The organism is Pseudomonas sp. COW5 (genome assembly GCF_026240005.1).
Lineage (GTDB): Bacteria > Pseudomonadota > Gammaproteobacteria > Pseudomonadales > Pseudomonadaceae > Aquipseudomonas > Aquipseudomonas kribbensis.
The window spans coordinates 579,408-602,505 of sequence record NZ_JAPHVP010000001.1 but is presented as its reverse complement, the minus strand read 5'-3'; the positions used below and the strand labels follow the sequence as shown (position 1 = coordinate 602,505).

Annotated in this window: 24 protein-coding genes; all 24 read left to right on the top strand. The window is 60.4% G+C overall.

Annotation, left to right across the window (positions count from 1 at the left end):
* Window positions 1-105 precede the first annotated feature (105 nt).
* The 24 genes from OQ248_RS02670 to fliN all read left to right on the top strand — a co-directional run bounded on the left by OQ248_RS02670 (window position 106) and on the right by fliN (window position 23,095).
* A complete protein-coding gene (locus OQ248_RS02670; RefSeq protein ID WP_085710450.1) occupies window positions 106-1,032 on the top strand; it encodes a ketoacyl-ACP synthase III in 927 nt (308 codons plus the stop codon).
* A gap of 86 nt (window positions 1,033-1,118) precedes the next feature.
* Window positions 1,119-2,411, top strand: a complete 1,293-nt coding sequence (locus OQ248_RS02665) for a 6-hydroxymethylpterin diphosphokinase MptE-like protein (protein WP_265811947.1) — start codon at window positions 1,119-1,121, stop codon at window positions 2,409-2,411.
* Window positions 2,408-2,674 (top strand): hypothetical protein, encoded by a 267-nt coding sequence (locus OQ248_RS02660; protein WP_119428827.1) that lies wholly within the window; start codon window positions 2,408-2,410, stop codon window positions 2,672-2,674. Before OQ248_RS02665 ends, OQ248_RS02660 begins: the two co-directional genes overlap by 4 nt.
* 243 nt (window positions 2,675-2,917) lie before the next feature.
* Window positions 2,918-3,769, top strand: a complete 852-nt coding sequence (locus tag OQ248_RS02655; protein ID WP_064594348.1) for a flagellin domain-containing protein — start codon at window positions 2,918-2,920, stop codon at window positions 3,767-3,769.
* 71 nt (window positions 3,770-3,840) lie between these two features.
* Window positions 3,841-4,197, top strand: a complete 357-nt coding sequence (locus OQ248_RS02650; protein WP_085733754.1) for a flagellar protein FlaG — start codon at window positions 3,841-3,843, stop codon at window positions 4,195-4,197.
* An 81-nt stretch (window positions 4,198-4,278) separates the two neighbouring features.
* The gene (gene fliD / locus OQ248_RS02645) at window positions 4,279-5,742 is read left to right on the top strand and encodes a flagellar filament capping protein FliD (protein ID WP_265811946.1); all 1,464 of its coding nucleotides are present in this window, start codon (window positions 4,279-4,281) and stop codon (window positions 5,740-5,742) included.
* 129 nt (window positions 5,743-5,871) lie between these two features.
* Window positions 5,872-6,270 carry a flagellar export chaperone FliS gene (gene fliS / locus OQ248_RS02640; RefSeq protein ID WP_085733752.1) on the top strand — a complete coding sequence of 133 codons (399 nt, stop codon included), beginning with the start codon at window positions 5,872-5,874 and terminating at the stop codon, window positions 6,268-6,270.
* Window positions 6,271-6,280: 10 nt separating this feature from the next.
* A complete protein-coding gene (locus OQ248_RS02635) occupies window positions 6,281-6,577 on the top strand; it encodes a flagellar protein FliT (protein WP_085733751.1) in 297 nt (98 codons plus the stop codon).
* A 172-nt stretch (window positions 6,578-6,749) separates the two neighbouring features.
* Window positions 6,750-8,225, top strand: coding sequence for a sigma-54 dependent transcriptional regulator (locus OQ248_RS02630; protein WP_003222863.1), 1,476 nt, complete (start codon window positions 6,750-6,752; stop codon window positions 8,223-8,225).
* A gap of 128 nt (window positions 8,226-8,353) precedes the next feature.
* Entirely contained in the window at window positions 8,354-9,547 is a 1,194-nt protein-coding gene (locus OQ248_RS02625) for an ATP-binding protein (protein WP_265815055.1), read from the top strand.
* A gap of 5 nt (window positions 9,548-9,552) precedes the next feature.
* Entirely contained in the window at window positions 9,553-10,944 is a 1,392-nt protein-coding gene (locus OQ248_RS02620; protein WP_265811945.1) for a sigma-54 dependent transcriptional regulator, read from the top strand.
* 128 nt (window positions 10,945-11,072) lie between these two features.
* Window positions 11,073-11,402, top strand: coding sequence for a flagellar hook-basal body complex protein FliE (gene fliE / locus OQ248_RS02615; RefSeq protein ID WP_085710460.1), 330 nt, complete (start codon window positions 11,073-11,075; stop codon window positions 11,400-11,402).
* A 15-nt stretch (window positions 11,403-11,417) separates the two neighbouring features.
* Window positions 11,418-13,205: a flagellar basal-body MS-ring/collar protein FliF gene (gene fliF / locus OQ248_RS02610; protein WP_119428822.1), complete on the top strand. Its 1,788-nt coding sequence runs from the start codon at window positions 11,418-11,420 to the stop codon at window positions 13,203-13,205.
* On the top strand, window positions 13,198-14,217 hold the full coding sequence (fliG, locus tag OQ248_RS02605) for a flagellar motor switch protein FliG (RefSeq protein ID WP_007958288.1): 1,020 nt from the start codon (window positions 13,198-13,200) through the stop codon (window positions 14,215-14,217). The genes fliF and fliG overlap by 8 nt, the downstream gene beginning before the upstream one ends.
* A gap of 4 nt (window positions 14,218-14,221) precedes the next feature.
* The gene (fliH, locus tag OQ248_RS02600) at window positions 14,222-15,028 is read left to right on the top strand and encodes a flagellar assembly protein FliH (RefSeq protein ID WP_265811944.1); all 807 of its coding nucleotides are present in this window, start codon (window positions 14,222-14,224) and stop codon (window positions 15,026-15,028) included.
* A complete protein-coding gene (fliI, locus tag OQ248_RS02595) occupies window positions 15,018-16,376 on the top strand; it encodes a flagellar protein export ATPase FliI (RefSeq protein ID WP_085710464.1) in 1,359 nt (452 codons plus the stop codon). Before fliH ends, fliI begins: the two co-directional genes overlap by 11 nt.
* A gap of 6 nt (window positions 16,377-16,382) precedes the next feature.
* The gene (gene fliJ, locus OQ248_RS02590) at window positions 16,383-16,832 is read left to right on the top strand and encodes a flagellar export protein FliJ (protein WP_114881898.1); all 450 of its coding nucleotides are present in this window, start codon (window positions 16,383-16,385) and stop codon (window positions 16,830-16,832) included.
* Between the two features lie 101 nt (window positions 16,833-16,933).
* On the top strand, window positions 16,934-17,239 hold the full coding sequence (locus OQ248_RS02585; RefSeq protein WP_119428818.1) for an STAS domain-containing protein: 306 nt from the start codon (window positions 16,934-16,936) through the stop codon (window positions 17,237-17,239).
* 5 nt (window positions 17,240-17,244) lie between these two features.
* Complete coding sequence (locus tag OQ248_RS02580; RefSeq protein WP_265811943.1) at window positions 17,245-18,948, top strand: fused response regulator/phosphatase; 1,704 nt, start codon at window positions 17,245-17,247, stop codon at window positions 18,946-18,948.
* Between the two features lie 30 nt (window positions 18,949-18,978).
* Window positions 18,979-19,326, top strand: a complete 348-nt coding sequence (locus OQ248_RS02575; protein WP_265811942.1) for an Hpt domain-containing protein — start codon at window positions 18,979-18,981, stop codon at window positions 19,324-19,326.
* 105 nt (window positions 19,327-19,431) lie between these two features.
* Entirely contained in the window at window positions 19,432-20,808 is a 1,377-nt protein-coding gene (locus OQ248_RS02570) for a flagellar hook-length control protein FliK (RefSeq protein WP_265811941.1), read from the top strand.
* Between the two features lie 290 nt (window positions 20,809-21,098).
* Window positions 21,099-21,602 (top strand): flagellar basal body-associated protein FliL, encoded by a 504-nt coding sequence (gene fliL, locus OQ248_RS02565; protein ID WP_065260765.1) that lies wholly within the window; start codon window positions 21,099-21,101, stop codon window positions 21,600-21,602.
* 9 nt (window positions 21,603-21,611) lie between these two features.
* Window positions 21,612-22,580 (top strand): flagellar motor switch protein FliM, encoded by a 969-nt coding sequence (gene fliM, locus OQ248_RS02560; RefSeq protein ID WP_003222890.1) that lies wholly within the window; start codon window positions 21,612-21,614, stop codon window positions 22,578-22,580.
* A gap of 53 nt (window positions 22,581-22,633) precedes the next feature.
* A complete protein-coding gene (gene fliN / locus OQ248_RS02555) occupies window positions 22,634-23,095 on the top strand; it encodes a flagellar motor switch protein FliN (RefSeq protein ID WP_167748731.1) in 462 nt (153 codons plus the stop codon).
* Window positions 23,096-23,098: the final 3 nt, after the last annotated feature.

Genomic DNA, 23,098 nt, shown 5'->3' with positions numbered 1-23,098 from the left:
GCGCTCCCCGTGGCTGCCCGTTGTGGCGGCCGTTTTCTGTTTGTCGGCGCCCCTCGAAATCCTTGCGAGCGGTGGTATTGGGCTGTTTATTATTGGGAAGCCGTAATGATTGGCATAAAAAGCATTGCGAGCTACGTTCCTGTAGCCGGCGTGGACAATTACGCACAAGGTGCAAAATTCGAGAAGGATGAAGAATTCATCCTCGGCAAGATCGGTTCGGCCTTCCTGCCACGTAAAGACGCAGAACAGGAAACTTCCGATCTGTGCGTTGAAGCGGCCAATGCGCTGTTTGCCAGCAACCCTGAGCTGAAGCGTGAATCCATCGATGCGCTGATCGTCGTGACCCAGAACGGTGACGAAGAAGGCCTGCCGCATACTGCTGCAATCGTGCAGGACAAGCTTGGCCTGCCAACCAATGTCGCCGCGTTCGACATTTCCCTGGGCTGCTCCGGTTACGTCTACGGTATCTACGCGATCAAGGGCTTCATGGAAGCCGCCGGTCTGAAGAACGGTTTGCTGATCACTGCCGACCCGTATTCGAAGATCGTTGACCCGGAAGACCGCAACACCACCATGCTGTTCGGCGATGCCGCTACCGCGACCTGGATGGGTGAAGACCCGGTCTGGGCGCTGGGCAAGGCCAAGTTCGGCACCGACGGTTCCGGTGCGCCCCACCTGAAAGTCACCGATGGCGTGTTCTTCATGAACGGTCGTCAGGTGTTCAACTTCGCGCTGTTGAAAGTCCCGGCACACCTGCATGAGTTGCTCGACGATTCCGGCCTCAACGCCGATGACATCGATGCGTTCTGCATTCACCAGGGCAGCGCGGCGATTGTCGATGCCGTGGCGCGGCGCTTCGAAGGCGAGCCGGAGAAGTTCATCAAGGACATGGTCGAGACCGGCAATACCGTGTCGTCGAGCATTCCGCTGCTGCTGGAGAAGCACGCGCTGGATTCCAGCTGGAACCGAGTGGCGCTTAGCGGTTTCGGCGTCGGTCTTTCGTGGGGTTCGGCGATTATCTATCGTCCTTGAACCCACCCAAAACGACGGATACAAAAATAGCGTTCAAGGGGTAACCTTGAACGCTATTTTTTTGCCTGAAAGGAGCGCGAGCCTCCATGAGCGAGTTTTTCCAAGCCAACGCCAACGTCATTGAGCGTCGCTGGCCGGCGCTGTTCGCGCGATTGCTGAACGAAGACAGTTCGGTGATCGAGGCCGGATTGACGCAGGGGCTGGGTTCGACGCTGAACATCAACGGCATTCAGCTCACCAGTCGCCACGACCGCGTCCATGAGGCCCGGATTCAGGCCGCCAGCCTGCCGGCGGACAAGTCGCGATTGCACGTCTATGGCACCGGCCTCGGAGATTTGCCGACCGTGCTGCTGGAGCGTGCCGGGCTTGAGCGCTTGTATGTGCATATCCTCAATGGCGCGCTGTTCGCACTGGTGTTGCAACTGATTGATCAGCAGCAATGGCTGGAAGATCCCCGGGTAGAGCTTCTATACGCCGGTGACCTGCCGGACATCTGCACGCCGTTCTTTGCCTTGCCGGCGGAGATGCTGCTGGCCGACGACTTCAACGCGAAGATCCGTGATCGTCTGGTCAGTGAAGTGCACCTGAGCTTCAATAATCGTGAGTTCGATCCGCAGTCGCCCTTCATTCAACAACGCCTGCAGGACTGCCTGCCGGTGTTGCTCGCTGACGATGACGTGGCGCAGTTGTTCGGCACCTGCGTCGGTCGGGAGATCTACGTGATCGGCACCGGGCCGACCCTTGAGCAGCATTTCGAGCGTCTGGCCGCCATTCGCAAGCGAGACGAGCGCCCGCTGTTCATTTGCGTCGATACCGCTTACCGGCCGCTGCGTGAGCACGGGATCGTGCCTGACTGCGTGGTGAGTATCGATCAGCGCATCAGCTTCCGGCATTTGCCCTTTGAAGAGTCCGACGACATCCCGCTGGTGTATCTGCCCATGAGCGACCCTGAGGTATTGAGAGCCTGGAAGGGCAAACGCTATGGCGGCTATTCGCTCAGCCCGGTCTATGCGGCATTGCGAGAGCAACATCCACGGGCGCTGCTGCATGTAGGCGGTAGCGTGATTCATCCGGCGGTGGATCTGGCGGTGAAGATGGGCGCGGCGCGAGTCACGTTGTTTGGCGCCGACTTCGCGTTTCCGATGAACAAGACCCACGCCGGCTGGAGTGATGGTGACCTTGGGCCTTCAGTGAATCAGGCGCGGCACTGGGTGCGCGACGGGTTCGGTGAGCGGGTCAGTACGCAGCTCAATTTTCGCGGCTATCTGTGTGTGCTGGAGCGATACATCGCCAGTCAGCCGCACGTCGAGTTTTTCAACAGTAGCCGCGCAGGTGCGTTGATTGCCGGGACGCGTTTCAATCAGGAGTTCGTGCAATGAGTGCGCTGCAAGGCTGTGTCGACGAATGCCGGCGCTGTGCAGGCCTGTTTCGCCTGGGGCGTGATGTCGAAGCGGCGCTGGACATGGTGGATGTGTTCGAAGGTGCACAGCTTCTGCTGGTGTCCGCTCCGCCGGATGTCCAGCAGTCGTGGGCGCAAGTACTCACGCAAATGCTCGAATGTCAGGAGCGCCAGGACTGGCTCGGGCTCGCCGATTTCATGGAGTACGAATTGATCGGGTTGCTGGAAAAATCTGCGGTTTGAAGAAAGCCGACAGCACTGGCCCGCAGGTTTGCGCCACGGACGGTTTTATGGCGTCATTTTTTCGGGGGTGAAGTGCTGCTAAGTCTTTGTTTTCGCGGGGGTGGCAGGGTGATGGCAAAAATTTTCAAAAAAGCCCTCAAGCAACCTGCAAACCCGACGATAACTATTACGAAGGTTCTCTAGGCCATACCCGGCGGTTGCCAGGGCCGGAAGCCGCAGTACCCAACCAACGAGGAATTCGTCATGGCTTTAACAGTAAACACCAACACCACGTCGTTGAACGTTCAGAAAAACCTGAACCGCGCCTCCGACGCTCTGTCGACTTCGATGCAGCGCCTGTCTTCCGGCCTGAAAATCAACAGCGCTAAAGACGACGCCGCTGGCCTGCAGATCGCTACCCGCATGTCCTCGCAGATCCGTGGTAACACCCAGGCTATCCAGAACGCCAACGACGGTATCTCCGTTGCCCAGACAGCTGAAGGCGCTCTGCAAGCTTCGACCGACATCCTGCAGCGTATGCGTGAACTGGCTGTTAAAGCTCGTAACGGTACCAACGGCACTGCTGACCAGACCGCAACCAACGCTGAATTCGCTCAGATGTCTGACGAAATCACCCGTATCTCGGCTGCTACCAACCTGAACGGCAAAAACCTGCTGGACGGTTCGGCTGGTACTGTAACTCTGCAAGTTGGCGCCAACACTGGCTCCGCCAACCACATCGACCTGGTACTGAGCGGCAAGTTCGACGCCGTCAGCCTGTCGGTAGGTAGCGGTACTGTTGTTCTGACCGGTGCTACTTCGGCTGCCGCCGCTTCGAACATCGACAACGCGATCACCGCGATCGACGCTGCAATTGCGAACATCAACGCCACTCGCGCCGCTCTGGGTGCTTCGCAAAACCGTCTGACCAGCACCATCCAGAACTTGCAGAACATCACCGAGAACACCACTGCTGCACAAGGTCGCGTACAAGATACCGACTTCGCCGCAGAGACTGCTAACCTGACCAAGCAGCAAACCCTGCAACAGGCTTCGACCTCTGTTCTGGCTCAAGCCAACCAACTGCCTTCCGCTGTACTGAAGCTGCTTCAGTAATTTCGGAATGAGTTTGGCGGGGGAGTGCGCTTGCGTGCTCTCTCGCTTTTTCACGTTAAGAGGTGATGAGCATGGACATGAGCGTAAAGCTTAACGTGACTTATCCGGCTCCCAAGCCAGCCAATACTGTCACTGACAAGCCGTCGGAAACGAAGCCGCAGGCTGCTGATGCCGTTACTGCCGTGAAAGACAGTCAGGAAACGGATGAAAGCAAATTGAAGTTGGCGGTGCAGGAGATCGAGAAGTTCGTGCAATCGATCAAGCGCAATCTGGAGTTCTCTATTGATGAGCATTCCGGGAAAGTCATCGTCAAAGTGATTGCAAGCGAGACGGGCGAAGTCGTACGGCAGATCCCCTCCGCAGAAGCGCTGAAGCTGGCAGACAGCCTCGCCAACGCGAGCCACGTGTTGTTCGACGCCAAAGTCTGATAGCTGGCATGAATCGTGTTTGAAGTTCTTTAGGCGCCTGCACGGGTCAAAAGACTGGCAACAACCCCAAGGGAGATGCACATGGCAAGTCCAATTTTACCGGGTACGGGCCTGGGTTCCGGCCTGGACATCGGTGCGATCGTTACTGCGCTGGTCAACGCGGACAAGTCGCCGAAGCAGACGCAGATCGATAACGCCACCAAAACCAACACGCTGAAGATTTCCGGTATCGGTACGCTGAAGAGCGCGCTGACCGCGTTCCAGACAGCGATGACCAACCTGGGCAGCAAGACCAACCCTGCCTTTGCCGGTTACACGGCGACTTCGGGTACTCCTGCCGTGCTGGGCGTCTCTGCGGATAACACTGCAGTGTCGGGTACTTACAGTGTCGTTGTGAACAAGCTGGCCACCGGCTCGAAAGTCGCCAGTGCATCCTTTGCCGGCGGTGCTGCCAGTGCCATTCCGAGTGGTACCCTGAAAATCAGTCAGAATGGCACTGATTACAATGTCACGATCCCGGCCAATGCCACTTTGCAGAGCACTCGGGATGCGATCAACTCGGCTCAGGCCGTCAACGGTATTTCCGCCAACATCGTGACTGACAGCTCGGGTGCTTCGCGCCTGGTGATCAGTTCGAGCAAGACGGGCGCTGGTTCCGACCTGACGGTCAGCGGCATTGCCGGTCTGGAAATCGACGGCACCCAACCGATGGGTACCAACCCTGCCGCTGGCGCTTCCGGCGCGGTCAATGGTCTCGCTCAGGATGCGTCGTTGAGCATTGATGGCCTGGCGGTGACCAGCAAGAGCAACACGGTCACCGGTGCTATCAGCGGTCTGACAATGAACCTGGTAACGACCAGTCCGGGTACTCCGCCGACACCTGTCACGGTGACTGTCGACGGTAACACCAAGGGTTTGCAGACGTCGGTTCAGGCGTTCGTCGATGCCTACAACACCTTGAAAAGCACCATCGACACCTTGTCCAAGGCAACCCCGGACGAAGATGGCAAGCTGACCGTTCAGGCGGCGTTCACCGGTGACTCCCTGGCGCGCTCATTGGTTGCTGATATCCGCGGACAGTTGACGGCCGAGAGTGCTACCGCTGGCACTCCGATGGCTTATCTGTCGCAGTTGGGCGTCATGACTGACCGCAATACCGGTAACCTGACGTTCGACACGGCTGCGTTCACCAAGGCCATGGCCACACCGGGCATGACCGGCAAGGTTCAGGACATGTTCACCGGCACCAACGACACCAATGGTCTGTTGACCCGTATGAGCAAGGCGGTCGATCCTTACCTCAAGGCTTCGCCCGATGGCAAGACCACGAGCGGTCTGCTGGATCAGCGCCTGACCATCCTGAACAACAACACCAAAAACATCACCAGTCAGCAACTGGCGCTGGATCTGCGGGTCGCCAACCTGACCAAGACGTTGACTGCCAAGTACAACGCCATGGACTTGCTGGTAGGGCAGATGAAGGCCACGGCGAGCAACATTACTTCGTTCTTCAGCTCGCTGAACGCTCAGCAATCTGCGAAGTAACATGCAAGCGCGACAAAAACCCGGCTACGCTTTCGAGCGTGTGCCGGGTTTTTGTCTTATGGTCTAAAGTTTTTCGACTCGCAGGCGATACACTGTTCATACGAGTCATAGTGGCAAATGAGGTAGAACATGAATCCGATGTTAGCCCTTCGGCAATACCAGAAAGTTGGCGCCCACGCTCAGACATCCGAAGCGAGCCCACACCGTCTGGTGCAAATGCTGATGGAAGGTGGCCTGGCACGTATTGCCCAGGCCAAAGGTGCGATCGAGCGCAAGGACATTCCTGCCAAATGCACGGCAATCAGCAAGGCCATTGGTATCGTCAGCGGCTTGCGTGAAGGTCTGGACCTTGAGAATTCCGCCGATACGCTGGCTGATCTGGACGGGCTGTACATCTACATGATGAAGCGCCTGGCCGAGGCCAACATCAACAGCGATCCGCGTATTCTGGATGAAGTAGCCGGCTTGCTGAGTACGGTAAAAGAAGGCTGGGACGCCATCGCGCCTGTGCCCGCTCCTCAGTTCTAAGGAGATCACCATGAGTCTTGTATTGCAGCGAATCGAAGAAACCCGAGAGGCGTTGGTCGGTGCACTGGCCGAACGCAACTGGGAGGCCATCGGTCAACTGGATCTCGATTGCCGTTCCTGCATGGAAGATGTCTTGAGTGAGGCTTCGCTGGATGAAGTGGCGCTGCGTGACAACCTTGAGGAGTTGCTGCATGTCTACAAGCAGCTTCTTGAGGTCGCCATGGGTGAGCGTCAGGCGATAGTCGACGAGATGTCGCAGATCACCCAAGCGCAGAACGCGGCAAAGGTTTACCATCTGTTTGGTTAATTAACCCTCAGTTAATCCAGACATGTGCGCCATAAATTTGACTGTGCACGGTTTTTTGACTTAACTAGTGGCTGTTTTCAGATTTCAGGCGTCTACAGGCACGAAGTGTCCTGCAAGCGTCTCGCTTGCCCCTCGTTTCGGGCATTGAGTTGACTAGGGAAGTTGCTATTGCATGTGGCGTGAAACCAAAATTCTGCTGATCGATGACGATAGCGTCCGCCGCCGCGACCTGGCGGTGATTTTAAATTTTCTTGGCGAAGAAAATTTACCCTGCGGAAGCCATGACTGGCAGCAGGCAGTCGGCTCTTTGTCGTCTAGTCGTGAGGTCATTTGCGTACTGATCGGGACGGTCAATGCTCCTGGTGCGCTTTTGGGCCTGTTAAAGACACTCTCAACCTGGGATGAGTTCCTTCCGGTTTTGCTGATGGGCGATAATTCTTCGGTGGACTTGCCCGAAGACCAGCGCCGCCGGGTGCTTTCGACTCTCGAAATGCCGCCGAGCTACAGCAAACTGCTGGACTCCCTGCACCGTGCCCAGGTCTATCGCGAAATGTACGATCAGGCCCGCGAGCGCGGCCGTCATCGCGAACCCAACCTGTTCCGCAGTCTTGTCGGCACCAGCCGGGCGATCCAGCATGTGCGCCAGATGATGCAGCAGGTGGCCGACACCGACGCCAGCGTGCTGATCCTCGGCGAGTCCGGCACCGGCAAGGAAGTGGTTGCGCGTAACCTGCATTACCATTCCAAGCGCCGTGATGCGCCGTTCGTGCCGGTCAACTGCGGGGCGATCCCGGCAGAACTGCTGGAAAGCGAACTGTTCGGCCACGAGAAGGGTGCCTTCACCGGCGCGATCACCAGCCGTGCCGGCCGCTTCGAGCTGGCCAACGGCGGTACGCTGTTCCTCGACGAAATTGGCGACATGCCGCTGCCGATGCAGGTCAAGCTGCTGCGCGTGCTGCAGGAGCGCACCTTCGAGCGCGTGGGCAGCAACAAGACCCAAAGCGTCGACGTGCGGATCATCGCCGCGACCCACAAGAATCTCGAAAGCATGATCGAGATCGGCACCTTTCGCGAAGACCTCTACTATCGCCTGAATGTGTTCCCGATCGAGATGGCGCCGCTGCGTGAGCGCGTCGAAGACATCCCGTTGCTGATGAACGAGTTGATTTCGCGCATGGAGCACGAGAAGCGCGGCTCGATCCGTTTCAACTCTGCCGCCATCATGTCCCTGTGCCGCCACGGCTGGCCGGGCAACGTCCGCGAGCTGGCCAACCTGGTGGAGCGCATGGCGATCATGCACCCGTACGGGGTGATCGGTGTGGTCGAGCTGCCGAAGAAATTCCGCTACGTCGACGACGAAGACGAGCAAATGGTCGACAGCCTGCGCAGCGATCTGGAAGAGCGCGTGGCAATCAACGGCCACACGCCGGACTTCACCGCCAACGCGATGCTGCCGCCGGAAGGCCTGGACCTGAAGGACTACCTTGGTGGTCTGGAGCAGGGCCTGATTCAGCAGGCGCTGGATGATGCCAACGGCATCGTGGCCCGTGCCGCCGAGCGCCTGCGCATTCGTCGCACCACGCTGGTGGAGAAGATGCGCAAGTACGGCATGAGCCGACGTGAAGGTGATGAACAGGCGGATGATTGACGCCTGTTTTTCAACTCCTTCATTTATAAGCCGTTTTTTTTAGGCACGGGTATTGCTACATCCCTCGCAACGTTCCGTTTAACTGACGGTCAGCCAAGCGAGAGAGCACAATGCCCCAAGCCTCCCAGATGTCTTCTGTTCCCGAGTCCTCGGGGCAACTGCCGTCCGTAGAGCAGGCCAGTCGGCAGGGTCTTGAGCAGGCGTTCGCGCTGTTCAACCAGATGTCGAGTCAATTGACCGACTCCTACAGCATGCTTGAGGCGCGGGTCACCGAGCTCAAGGGTGAGCTGGCCGTGGTCAGTGCCCAGCGCATGCAGGAACTGGCGGAAAAGGAGCGTCTGGCCAACCGTCTGCAAAATCTCCTTGATCTGTTGCCCGGTGGCGTCATCGTCATCGATGGTCACGGCATCGTGTGCGAGGCCAATCCGGCCGCCATCGATCTGCTGGGATTGCCGCTGGAAGGCGAGCTGTGGCGCCATGTCATTGCCCGTTGCTTCGCGCCCCGTGAAGACGACGGTCATGAAATCTCCCTGAGAAACGGGCGACGCCTGTCGATTGCCACCCGTTCGCTGGATGCCGAGCCGGGGCAACTGGTGCTGCTCAATGACCTGACTGAGACCCGTCACTTGCAGGATCAGCTCGCGCGCCACGAACGCCTGTCGTCGTTGGGGCGCATGGTCGCCTCGCTGGCTCATCAGATTCGTACGCCGCTGTCCGCCGCGCTGCTCTATGCCAGTCATTTGACCGAGCAGGCGCTGCCGGTCGCCACCCAGCAGCGGTTTGCCGGGCGCCTCAAGGAGCGTCTGCATGAGCTGGAGCATCAGGTGCGCGACATGCTGGTGTTCGCTCGCGGTGAATTGCCGCTGACCGACCGCATCACGCCCAATGCCCTGATGCAGTCTTTGCAGGCGGCGGCGCTGACCCATGTGCAGGATCTGCCAATTCGCTGGCAGTGCGACAGCCATGCAGGCGAGTTGCTGTGCAATCGCGACACGCTGGTCGGGGCAATCCTCAATCTGATTGAAAACGCGATTCAGGCCGGTGGCGGTGATGTGCGTCTGAAAGTGCATTGCTACACCCGCGACAACACCCTGCGCCTGTGCGTCAGTGACAATGGCGGCGGTATCGAGCCGGTGGTGCTGGCGCGGCTGGGCGAGCCGTTTTTCACCACCAAGGTCACCGGCACCGGCCTGGGCCTGACCGTGGTCAAGGCCGTGGCCCGTGCGCATCAGGGAGAATTGCAGCTGCGCTCGCGGGTCGGGCGCGGCACGTGCGCGCAGGTCGTCCTGCCGATGTTTTCCGCTGTACAGGGAGCTGAGTGAAGGTCATGGGCATCAAGGTTCTGCTGGTCGAGGATGACCGTTCATTGCGCGAGGCGCTGGCCGATACGCTGCTACTGGCCGGTCACGACTATCACGCCGTGGGTTCTGCCGAGGAGGCGCTGAAAGCCGTGGAGTGCGAGGCGTTCAGCCTGGTGGTCAGCGACGTCAACATGCCGGGCATGGATGGTCACCAGTTGCTCGGCCTGCTGCGTACGCGCCAGCCGCAATTGCCGGTGCTGCTGATGACAGCTCACGGCGCTGTCGAGCGTGCGGTCGATGCCATGCGTCAGGGCGCGGCAGATTATCTGGTCAAGCCATTCGAGCCCAAGGCGCTGCTTGACCTGGTTGCGCGCCATGCCCTGGGCAACCTCGGCACAGCTGACGCAGAAGGGCCGGTTGCCGTCGAGCCTGCCAGTGCGCAGTTGCTGGATCTGGCGGCGCGGGTCGCCCGCAGCGATTCCACCGTACTGATTTCCGGCGAGTCCGGCACCGGCAAGGAGGTGCTGGCGCGCTACATTCACCAGCAATCCCATCGCGCCAGTCAGCCGTTCATTGCGATCAACTGCGCAGCGATCCCGGACAACATGCTTGAAGCGACATTGTTCGGTCACGAGAAAGGTTCGTTCACCGGCGCCATCGCGGCGCAGGCCGGCAAGTTCGAGCAGGCCGACGGCGGCACCATTCTGCTCGACGAGATTTCCGAAATGCCTCTGGGCTTGCAGGCCAAGTTGCTGCGAGTCTTGCAGGAGCGTGAGGTGGAGCGGGTCGGCGCACGCAAGCCGATCACTCTCGATATTCGTGTCGTCGCCACCACCAACCGTGATCTGGCGGGCGAAGTGGCGGCGGGGCGGTTCCGTGAAGACCTCTACTATCGCCTGTCGGTGTTTCCGCTGGCCTGGCGTCCGCTGCGTGAGCGCACCGCCGATATCCTGCCGCTGGCCGAGCGCCTGCTGGCCAAACACGTCAATAAAATGAAGCATGCGATGGCGAAGTTCTCGCCCGAGGCGCAGGCGTGTCTGATCGGTTATCCATGGCCGGGCAACGTGCGCGAGCTCGACAACGCGGTGCAACGGGCGTTGATCCTCCAGCAGGGCGGGTTGATCCAGCCGCAGGATTTCTGTCTCTCCGGGCCTGCGCTGTTCGCGCCGTTGCCGGTGGCCATGCCGGTCGCGCCCGTCATTCGTGAGGTCGAGATCGAAGCGGATTCGGCCGGCGCGCTGGGCGATGACCTGCGTCGTCGCGAGTTCCAGATGATCATCGACACCCTGCGCAGCGAACGCGGTCGACGCAAGGAAGCTGCCGAAAAACTCGGTATCAGCCCCCGTACATTGCGCTACAAACTGGCGCAGATGCGCGATGCGGGGATGGACGTCGAAGGGTATCTGTTCGCCACGTAAGCGGTGGCGCAAACGTTTGAAAACGCATTTCTCGAAGCGGTGCCCGTGAGCTGGCACCGTTGTTGCTAACACCTGAGTACCCGCCGAGTGAGTGTCAAAAAATTGCGGGCCGCCCAAGAGAGTAGACCATGAGCCAAGGTATTGAATTTAATCGGTTGATGATGGACATGAAGGCCATGCAAATGGACGCCATGTCGAAGCCGAAATCGACTGCAGCCGTCCCTGAAGTGGCGGGCAGCAGCTTTTCCGACATGCTCGGTCAGGCCATCAACAAAGTGAACGATACCCAACAGGCCTCGAGCCAATTGGCCAATGCGTTCGAAATCGGCAAGAGCGGCGTCGATTTGACGGACGTGATGATTTCCTCGCAGAAGGCCAGCGTGTCGTTCCAGGCTCTGACCCAGGTGCGCAACAAACTGGTTCAGGCTTATCAAGACATCATGCAGATGCCGGTTTAAGGACGAGATTGAGTCATGGCAGAAGCAGTCGCCGATAACGTTCCGGCCAAGGCCACCCCGATAGACGGCAAACCGCCGCTGTTCGGCCTGTCCTTCCTGGAAAACCTCTCCGAGATGACCATGCTGCGTCAGGTGGGCCTGTTGGTCGGCCTGGCTGCGAGCGTGGCGATTGGCTTTGCCGTGGTGCTGTGGTCGCAGCAGCCGGACTACCGGCCTCTGTACGGCAGCCTTGCCGGTATGGACGCCAAGCAGGTCATGGATACCCTGGCCTCCGCCGACATTCCCTACACCGTTGAACCGAACTCCGGTGCCTTGCTGGTCAAGGCCGATGACCTGTCCCGTGCGCGACTGAAACTCGCCGCTGCTGGTGTCACTCCCAGCGACGGCAATATCGGTTTCGAGATTCTCGACAAGGAACAGGGTCTGGGCACCAGCCAGTTCATGGAAGCGACCCGTTACCGTCGCGGCCTCGAAGGCGAACTGGCCCGCACCATCTCCGCCCTGAACAACGTCAAGGGCGCGCGCGTTCACCTGGCGATCCCGAAAAGCTCGGTGTTCGTGCGTGACGAGCGCAAGCCAAGCGCTTCGGTACTGGTCGAGTTGTACTCCGGCCGTTCGCTGGAACCGGGTCAGGTTGTCGCGATCATCAACCTGGTGGCCACTTCCGTTCCTGAGCTGAGCAAGTCGCAGATCACCGTCGTCGACCAGAAGGGTAACCTGCTGTCGGATCAGGCGGAAAACGCCGAAATGACCATGGCCGGCAAGCAGTTCGATTACAGCCGCCGCATGGAAAGCATGCTGACCCAGCGTGTGCACAATATTCTGCAACCGGTACTGGGCAATGATCGCTACAAGGCTGAAGTGTCGGCCGACATAGATTTCAGTGCCGTCGAATCCACCGCCGAGCAGTTCAACCCGGATCAGCCGGCGTTGCGCAGCGAACAGTCGGTCAACGAACAGCGCACCGCCAGCAACGGCCCGCAAGGCGTACCGGGTGCCCTGAGCAACCAGCCGCCATCGCCAGCCTCGGCGCCACAAACCACCGGCGGCGCAGCAACTTCGACGAGCATGGTGCAACCTGGCCAGCCACTGGTTGACGCCAACGGTCAGCAGATCATGGACCCGGCCACCGGCCAGCCGATGCTCGCGCCGTACCCGGCGGACAAGCGTCAACAATCCACCAAGAACTTCGAACTCGACCGTTCCATCAGCCACACCAAACAGCAGCAGGGTCGCCTGAATCGCCTGTCGGTGTCGGTGGTGGTGGACGATCAGGTCAAGATCAACCCGGCCAACGGCGAAACTACTCGTGCGCCTTGGAGCGCCGACGAATTGGCGCGCTTCACTCGCCTGGTGCAGGACGCGGTCGGCTTCGACGCCAGCCGTGGCGACAGTGTCAGCGTGATCAACATGCCGTTCTCCGCCGAGCGCGGCGAAGTGATTGCCGACATTCCGTTCTACTCCCAGCCATGGTTCTGGGACATCGTCAAACAAGTGCTGGGTGTGCTGTTCATCCTGGTGCTGGTGTTCGGCGTGCTGCGTCCGGTGCTGAACAACATCACCGGTGGCGGCAAAGGCAAGGAACTGGCCGGTCTGGGCGGTGACGTGGAACTGGGTGGCATGGGCGGTCTGGACGGTGAACTGTCCAACGATCGCGTCAGCCTCGGCGGCCCGACCAGCATCCTGCTGCCGAGCCCGAGCGAAGGCTATGACGCTCAGTTGAACGCAATCAAGAGTCTGGTGGCAGAAGACCCGGGTCGTGTGGCCCAGGTCGTGAAAGAGTGGATTAACGCAGATGAGTGATAACCGAGCCGCCGTCGCCAAACTGTCCCGGGTCGATAAAGCCGCGATTCTGCTGCTGTCCCTGGGTTCGACCGATGCTGCACAAGTGCTGCGCCACATGGGCCCGAAAGAGGTTCAGCGAGTCGGCGTGGCCATGGCCCAGATGGGCAACGTCCACCGTGAGCAGGTCGAGCAGGTCATGAGCGAGTTCGTCGACATCGTCGGCGACCAGACCAGCCTGGGTGTCGGCTCCGACGACTACGTGCGCAAAATGCTCACCCAGGCCCTGGGTGAAGACAAGGCCAACGGCCTGATCGACCGCATTCTGCTGGGCGGCAACACCAGCGGCCTCGACAGCCTGAAATGGATGGAGCCGCGCGCCGTAGCCGACGTGATCCGCTACGAACACCCGCAGATCCAGGCGATCGTGGTCGCGTACCTCGATCCGGACCAGGCCGGTGAAGTGCTGGGCAACTTCGACCACAAGGTGCGTCTGGACATCATCCTGCGCGTCTCGTCGTTGAACACCGTGCAGCCGGCCGCACTGAAAGAATTGAACCAGATCCTCGAGAAGCAGTTCTCGGGCAACTCGAACGCCTCGCGCACCACCCTGGGTGGTATCAAGCGGGCGGCGGACATCATGAACTTCCTCGACAGCTCGATCGAAGGCCAGCTCATGGACTCGATCCGCGAAGTCGACGAAGACCTGTCCGGTCAGATCGAAGACCTCATGTTTGTGTTCAACAACCTGGCCGATGTCGACGACCGCGGTATCCAGGCGCTGTTGCGCGAAGTGTCCTCCGATGTGCTGGTGCTGGCCCTCAAGGGTTCGGACGAAGGCGTCAAGGAAAAGATCTTCAAGAACATGTCCAAACGTGCTGCCGAACTGCTGCGCGACGACCTCGAGGCCAAAGGCCCGGTGCGCGTCAGCGACGTGGAAACCGCGCAGAAGGAAATCCTCACCATCGCCCGCCGTATGGCCGAAGCCGGAGAAATCGTGCTCGGTGGCAAGGGCGGCGAGGAAATGATCTAACACCATGGGCAAGAACGACGACGATGTGACGGACCTGATCCGTGCCCGGGACGTCCGCGGTTTCGAAACCTGGGCCATCCCGAGTTTCGATCCGCCGCCACCGGAACCCGAGCCGGAGCCGGAGCCCGAACCGCCGGAAATGGAAGAAGTGCCGCTGGAGGAAGTCCAGCCACTGACCCTGGAAGAACTCGAAAGCATCCGTCAGGAGGCTTACAACGAGGGCTTCGCCATCGGCGAAAAAGAAGGTTTCCACAGCGCCACCCTCAAGGTGCGCCAGGAAGCCGAGGTGGTTCTCAGCGCCAAGGTCAATAGTCTTGAGCAGTTGATGGTGAACCTGTTCGAGCCTATCGCCGAACAAGACACGCAGATTGAAAAGTCGCTGGTCGACCTCGTGCAGCATATCGCCCGTCAGGTGATCCAGCGCGAGCTGGCCATCGACTCGACGCAGATCGAACACGTCATGCGCGACGCCCTCAAGCTGTTGCCGCTGGGCGTGGGCAATGTGCGGCTGTACGTCAATCCGCAGGACTTCGAGCAGGTCAAAGCCTTGCGCGAACGCCATGAGGAAACCTGGCGTATCGTCGAGGACGAATCGCTGCTGCCGGGCGGTTGCCGCGTTGAAACCGAACACAGCCGGATCGATGCGAGCATCGAAACCCGTGTCGGCCAGGTCATGGCCAAGTTGTTCGATCAACTGCACGAACAGGCCCTGCATCCGGCCGAACCGGATTTGAGCCTCGATTTGCCGGAAACGCCGAAACCGGCCCCCGTCACCGACGAGCCGCTCGCGGACGCCCCCGATGCGCCTTGAACGCACCAGTTTCGCCAAGCGCCTGAGCACCTACGCCGAGGCCACCGAGATCCCTGGTGCGCCGATCCTCGAAGGGCGCCTGTTGCGCATGGTCGGCCTGACCCTCGAAGCCGAAGGCCTGCGCGCCGCCATGGGCACGCGCTGCATGGTGATCAACGACGACAGCTATCACCCGTCGCAGGTTGAAGCCGAAGTGATGGGCTTCTCCGGCAGCAAGGTGTTCCTGATGCCGGTCGGCAGTGTTGCCGGTATTGCGCCGGGCGCCCGTGTGGTGCCGCTGGCTGATACCGGTCGTTTGCCGATGGGCATGAGCATGCTCGGTCGTGTGCTGGACGGCGCCGGACGTGCGCTGGACGGCAAGGGCGGCATGAAGGCCGAAGACTGGGTGCCGATGGACGGTCCGACCATCAACCCGCTCAACCGCGACCCGATCAGCGTACCGCTGGACGTGGGCATTCGTTGCATCAACGGTTTGCTGACGGTCGGTCGCGGCCAGCGTCTGGGCCTGTTTGCCGGTACCGGTGTCGGTAAGTCGGTGCTGCTGGGCATGATGACCCGCTTCACCGAGGCCGACATCATCGTCGTCGGCCTGATCGGTGAGCGGGGTCGAGAAGTTAAAGAATTCATCGAGCACATTCTCGGTGAGGAAGGCCTCAAGCGTTCCGTGGTGGTTGCGTCCCCTGCGGACGACGCGCCACTGATGCGTCTGCGCGCGGCGATGTACTGCACGCGCATCGCCGAATATTTCCGCGACAAGGGCAAGAACGTCCTGTTGCTGATGGATTCCCTGACCCGTTTTGCCCAGGCCCAGCGGGAAATCGCTTTGGCCATTGGCGAGCCGCCGGCGACCAAGGGTTATCCGCCTTCTGTGTTTGCCAAACTGCCGAAACTGGTGGAGCGCGCCGGTAACGCGGAGAAGGGCGGTGGTTCGATCACCGCGTTCTATACCGTGCTGTCCGAGGGCGATGACCAGCAGGACCCGATTGCCGACTCGGCGCGAGGCGTGCTCGACGGCCACATCGTGTTGTCCCGGCGTCTGGCCGAAGAAGGGCATTACCCGGCCATCGATATCGAAGCGTCGATCAGCCGGGTAATGCCGGCCGTGGTGCCACCCGATCACATGGTCCGGGCGCAATTCTTCAAGCAGTTGTGGTCGCGTTATCAGCAGAGTCGCGACCTGATCAGTGTCGGTGCCTATGTCGCCGGCGGTGATCGCGAGACTGACCTTGCTATCAATCTGCAGCCACAACTGGTCAGATACCTGCGCCAGGGCCTGAACGACAGCATCAGCCTGGGCGAGAGCGAGGCGTACCTCGAAACGATTCTCGCCCCTGCGACCGGCGGGTAACCGGCCATGGCCCTGAGCCGCGCCGCGCGTCTGGCACCGGTGGTGGAAATGGCCGAAAAGGCCGAGAAAACCGCCGTGCAGCGTCTCGGGTATTTCCAGGGACAGGTGAAAGTGGCCGAAAGCAAACTCGCCGACCTGCATGCCTTTCGTCTGGATTACTCCGAGCAATGGATTGTGCGCGGCAGTACCGGGGTGACCGGGCAGTGGCTGCTCGGGTTCCAGGGGTTTCTGACCCAGCTCGATACGGCGGTCGACCAGCAACGGCAAAGCCTGCAGTGGCACCAGAACAATCTGGACAAGGCTCGCGAGGCCTGGCAGCAGGCGTTTGCCCGGGTCGAAGGCTTGCGAAAACTTGTACAACGCTATCGCGATGAAGCCCAGCGAGTCGAAGACAAGCGCGAGCAGAAGCTGCTGGACGAACTGTCCCAGCGTTTGCCGCGCCGCGACGCCTACTGACAGGTTGATCTCTGACAGTTTGCGGTGACTTCCTGCCTTGCCCCTTACCCTTGCAAGTGCTAAACCTTGTACAGGTTCGTCAATGACAAGGAAGCCAGTACATGTCAGTCGTTACAGAAGTTTCTCCGGATGGCCAAAAGCTGACGATCTCGATCAAGGGGCGGTTCGATTTCGGTCGCCATCAGGAGTTTCGCGAGTCCTACGAGCGACTCAATAAAAAGCCCGACTCCATCGTGGTGGATCTCAAGGATGCCACCTATCTCGACAGTTCGGCCCTGGGCATGCTGCTTCTGCTGCGCGATCATGCCGGCGGCGACGACTCCGATGTGCGGGTGGTCAACAGCAATTCGGATGTGCGCAAGATCCTCGCCATCTCCAACTTCGACAAACTGTTCGACATCAGTTGACGGCCATGCAGCCGCAAGAACCCCTGACGATCCTGATCGCCGAGGACAGCGCCGCTGACCGGCTGCTGTTGTCGACCATCGTGCGACGCCAGGGGCATGAGGTACTGACGGCCACCAATGGGGCCGAAGCGGTCGAGGTGTTTTCCCGTCAGCAGCCGCATCTGGTACTGATGGACGCGATGATGCCGGTCATGGACGGCTTCGAGGCCGCGCGGCAGATCAAGGTGCTGGCGGGTGAGAATCTGGTGCCGATCATTTTCCTCACGTCGCTGACCGAGAGCGAAGCGCTGGTGCGATGCCTGGAGGCTGGCGGCGACGACTTTCTGGCGAAGCCTTACAACCAGGTGATCCTGTCCGCCAAAATCAAGGCGATGGATCGCTTGCGCCGCCTGCAAGCCACGGTGCTGGAGCAGCGCGACCTGATTGCCCGGCACCACGACTACCTGCTCAACGAGCAGCGGGTCGCCAAGGCGGTTTTCGACAAGGTTGCGCATTCCGGTTGCCTGAGTGCGCCGAACATCCGCTACCTGCAATCACCCTATGCGCTGTTCAACGGCGATCTATTGCTCGCGGCCTACACGCCGGCCGGCGACATGCATGTATTGCTCGGCGACTTCACCGGGCACGGTCTGCCGGCGGCGGTAGGAGCCATGCCGCTGGCGGAAGTGTTCTACGGCATGACTGCCAAGGGTTACGGGCTGGCCGAAACCCTGCGGGAAATGAACGCCAAGCTCAAGCGCATCCTGCCGGTGGACATGTTCTGCTGCGCGACGCTGCTCTGCCTGAGTTTTCAGCGGCGCAGCGTGGAGATCTGGAACGGCGGCATGCCCGACGGCTATCTGCATCGCATCGCCACGGGCGAGCGGGTACCGCTGACGGCGCGGCATCTGCCGCTGGGTGTGCTCAGCCCGCAGGTCTTTGACGATCAAACCGAAGTGCTGTCGATGGCGGTGGGCGATCGGGTGTTCCTGTTGTCCGATGGGGTGATCGATACCTGCGACGCCAATGACCAGTTGTTCGGTGTCGAGCGCCTGCAGCGGGTGTTTGCCGGCAATCGCCAGCCGGATCGGCTGTTCGCCGAGATCGAGCAGGCGTTGCAGGATTTTCGCGGCGAAGCCCGGGACGATGTGAGCATGGTCGAGGTCAGCCTGCTGGAAATGGCGCAGGTCAATCCGTCGGCACCGGTGTATTCCGACAGCGGTCAGTCCTGTCCGCTGGACTGGTCGGTGAGCTTCGAATTTCGCGGCGCCACGCTCAAGCGCTTCAATCCGCTGCCCTACCTGCTGCAATTGCTGCTCGAAGTGCATGGCTTGCGCACGCAGAGTGGCGCACTGTACAGCGTGCTCGCCGAGCTTTACTCCAATGCGCTGGAGCATGGGGTGCTGGGGCTGGACTCCAGCCTCAAGCGCGACGCTTCGGGTTTTGCCCGTTACTATGAGCAGCGCAATGCGCGCCTCGATGCCCTGCAGGATGGATATGTGCGCGTGCATCTGGAGGTTCGCCCAGAGGGCGAGGGCGGTTGTCTGATCGTACGTGTCGAAGACAGCGGCAAAGGCTTTGACGTGGCTCGGGTGATGGAGCGGCCGCTCGACGGTGTCCGCCTGTCGGGGCGCGGCGTCAGCCTGATCCGGCAATTGAGCAGGAATCCAAGCTGGTCGGACGATGGTCGTAGTGCTCGCGTGGAGTTTTTCTGGGAGGCTCTGGCATAATCCGCGCATTCTTGATCAAGGAGTGAACAAGTGACTGATGCCTGTGTAGATCGCGACGTACTGAGTGCGTTGCAAGAAGTCATGGAGGATGGCTATCCGGAATTGCTGGATACGTTCCTGGCAGATTCCGAAGCGCGCCTGCGTGAACTGCAAAAAACCGCCGATGCCGACGCCTTGTCGTCGGTGGCTCATAGCTTCAAAGGCAGTAGCAGCAACATGGGCGCAACCCGTCTTGCTGAACTTTGTCAGGAGCTGGAACAGCACGCCAGGGACAAGAGCCCGTCCGAAATCATCAAGCTGGTGGCCGAAATCCACGATGAATTCGCGGATGTGCGCCCCGTCTATGAAGCCGAGCGACAGCGCTCTCCCGCCCATTGAGCCAACCGTCCGGCGTTTTTATCCGGCGTCGGACGAAACTGGCCCGGCACTTGCAGTCATCTCGTTCAACTGTACCTACGATCCCAGTGCAGCGGAGACCGTGCCATGCCTGCAACCCCTAACATTCTTATTCAGACTGCCGCCCAGGCCAAGGCGCAAGCCGCCTCTGCCAAACCGTCAGTGGTGGCCGCAGGCCCCGGGGACAAGGCTTCGAGCTTCGCTCAGGTGTTTGCCGATCAGGGGCAGAACAAGCCTTCCGTCACGGTCGATAACTCGGTAAAACCCGCACGCGACAAGGTCGCCGACAACAGCGGCAAGAAGGACGCCGGCAAGGATCAGTCTGCCGCTCCGGACGCGACGGTTGCCGATAGCGGCAAAGCCTTGCCCGCCGACAAAACTTCGTCGACCGCAACGGATGATTCGGTGGCCAGCGACGATACGTCTGATACGCCGACCACGCCGGTCGCCGACACCACCCCGGTTGTGGATCCGACGCTGGACCCGGCGCTGATGCAGGTCGTGCAGCCGGTCGTCACGCCGCCGGTTGTCGCTGCGCCGGTCGTTGAAACACCTCCGGTGAAGCCTGAGACCCAGGCGCCGGCAGTGGCGGCATTGCCAGCTGCCGCCACTGCGACGACGCCTGCCGTTGACAGTGATTTCGATCCCGAGGCCGATCCGCTCGATTCGATGCCGGCCTTGCGTATGGCGATGGAGCAGAGCGGTCACATTTCCGCCTCCAGCCAGTCGCAACCCAAGACGACCCCGGCCCAGGCTCAGGCTGACGGCGAGCTGACCTCGGCCCAGACCTTCGCCGCCGGCATGGCCAGCATGCTGGATGTGCAGGCCGACAAGGACAGCACCAGTCAGGGCGGCGAAAAAGCCTTCAGTGGTCTGATTGATGATGGCCTGAAAGACCTGAAATCCGCTACCAGCGATACCCGCGTCGATGATTTCGCCAACCGTCTGGCGGCACTGACTCAGGCCGCCACACCGAAAACCGCCAACGCGGTGCCGGTGAACCAGCCGATTGCCATGCATCAGAACGGCTGGACCGAAGAAGTGGTCAACCGCGTCATGTACCTGTCGAGCAACAACCTGAAGTCTGCCGATATCCAGTTGCAGCCGGCTGAACTGGGTCGTCTGGATATCCGGGTGAACATGGTGCCGGACCAGCAGACCCAGGTGACCTTCATGAGTGCTCACCCGAGCGTTCGCGAAGCCCTCGACGGCCAGATGCATCGCCTGCGAGACATGTTCACCCAGCAGGGCATGGGGCAGGTCGATGTCAACGTTTCTGACCAGAACCGTGGCTGGCAAGGGCAGGGTCAGGAGCAGGCGCAGCAGGGCCAGACGGGTCGCACCAGTGCCGCCGGCGGTCGCCTGGACTCTTCGGAAGAAGAGTTGACGTCTGCGGCCGTGGCAGAAGCGGCTGCTGCGACTACTCACGTGATCGGCTCCAGTGCCGTCGACTATTACGCCTGATCAAATCAAGAGCCCCTCACCCTAACCCTCTCCCAAGGGGAGAGGGAACTGATTGGGGGATGCTCGCTAACCTGATTGTTTTCAGCTGAATCCAAGTCGACACGGTGCTTCAGGTCGACGTATTACGACAAAACAACTCGATCGGCTCCCTCTCCCTTTGGGAGAGGGCTGGGGTGAGGGTTGCTTTTGACTTCAGCGATGTCTCCACTACTACCAGACACTTCTGGCATAACACTTGCTCTTGCCTTGCCGTGCGACTGTGAAAACCCGATTAGTGACGGATTATTGGCATGGCGAAGAGCGAAGCAGCAGCAGTAAAAGACCCCGCAACCAAAGGCAAACTCAAGATGATCATCGCGATCGTGCTCGGGTTGCTGCTGGCCATCGGCGCGTCTGTGGGGGCGACGTGGTTCTTCATGCACAGCGCCCAGAGCAAACCTGCGGCTGCCGTGGAAACCGCTCCGGTCGGCAAGCAGCCGGCGATTTTCGAGCCGATGGCGCCGGCCTTCGTGGCCAACTACAACCAGAACGGCCGTCAGCGCTACATGCAGGTGAGCATCACCATGCTGGCGCGCAACCAGGCTGATCTGGACGCGCTCAAAGTGCACATGCCGGTGATCCGCAACAACCTGGTGATGCTCTTCTCCGGTCAGGACTTCGCCACACTGGCGACCCCGGTCGGCCAGGAGATGTTGCGCCAGAAGGCCACGGCCAGCGTCCAGGAAGTGGCGCAGAAAGAGCTGGGCAAAGTGGTGATCGAACAGTTGCTTTTCACTAATTTCGTACTGCAGTAGGAACACGACATGGCCGTGCAGGATCTGCTGTCCCAGGATGAAATCGACGCGCTGTTGCATGGCGTCGACGATGGTCTGGTACAGACCGATAACGCTGCCGAACCCGGCAGTGTCAAAAGCTACGACCTGACCAGCCAGGATCGCATCGTCCGTGGACGCATGCCGACTCTGGAAATGATCAACGAGCGTTTTGCCCGCTACACCCGCATCAGCATGTTCAACATGCTGCGCCGCTCGGCGGACGTTGCCGTCGGTGGCGTGCAGGTGATGAAGTTCGGCGAATACGTGCACTCGCTGTACGTACCGACCAGTCTTAACCTGGTCAAGATCAAACCCCTGCGCGGCACCGCGCTGTTCATCCTCGACGCCAAACTGGTGTTCAAGCTGGTGGACAACTTCTTCGGCGGCGACGGCCGTCACGCCAAGATCGAAGGGCGTGAATTCACCCCGACCGAACTGCGCGTGGTGCGCATGGTGCTGGAGCAGGCGTTCGTCGACCTGAAGGAAGCCTGGCAGGCGATCATGGAAGTCAATTTCGAGTACATCAACTCGGAAGTGAACCCGGCCATGGCCAACATCGTCGGTCCGAGCGAAGCGATCGTGGTCTCCACGTTCCACATCGAACTCGACGGCGGTGGCGGCGACCTGCACGTGACCATGCCGTACTCGATGATCGAGCCGGTGCGCGAAATGCTCGACGCCGGTTTCCAGTCAGACCTCGACGACCAGGACGAGCGCTGGGTCAACGCCCTGCGCCAGGACGTGCTCGATGTCGACGTGCCGATCGGTGCCACCGTGGCTCGCCGCCAGTTGAAACTGCGCGACATCCTGCACATGCAGCCGGGTGACGTGATCCCGGTCGAGATGCCGGAAGACATGATCATGCGCGCCAACGGCGTGCCGGCCTTCAAGGTCAAGATGGGCTCGCACAAAGGCAACCTCGCGTTGCAGGTGATCGAGCCGATCGAGCGCCGCTGAAGCGGCGCAATACCCCTTACGCCTTTAACTGAATTGTTGCCCGCCGAGGACAAATGATGAACGACGAAATGAACGCCCAGGACGATCAGGCACTGGCCGACGAGTGGGCTGCCGCCCTGGAAGAAACCGGTGAAGCCGGGCAGGCCGACATCGACGCGCTGCTGGCCGCCGACGCTGGCGTTTCGAGCTCCAACCGTCTGCCGATGGAAGAGTTCGGCAGCGTGCCGAAGAGCAACGAGCCGGTCAGCCTGGACGGTCCGAACCTGGACGTGATCCTCGACATCCCGGTGTCGATCTCGATGGAAGTGGGCAGTACCGACATCAACATCCGTAACCTGCTGCAACTCAACCAGGGTTCGGTGATCGAGCTCGATCGTCTGGCCGGTGAGCCGCTGGACGTGCTGGTCAACGGTACCCTCATCGCCCACGGCGAAGTGGTTGTGGTCAACGAAAAGTTCGGCATCCGCCTGACCGACGTGATCAGCCCAAGCGAACGCATCAAGAAGCTGCGCTGAGTG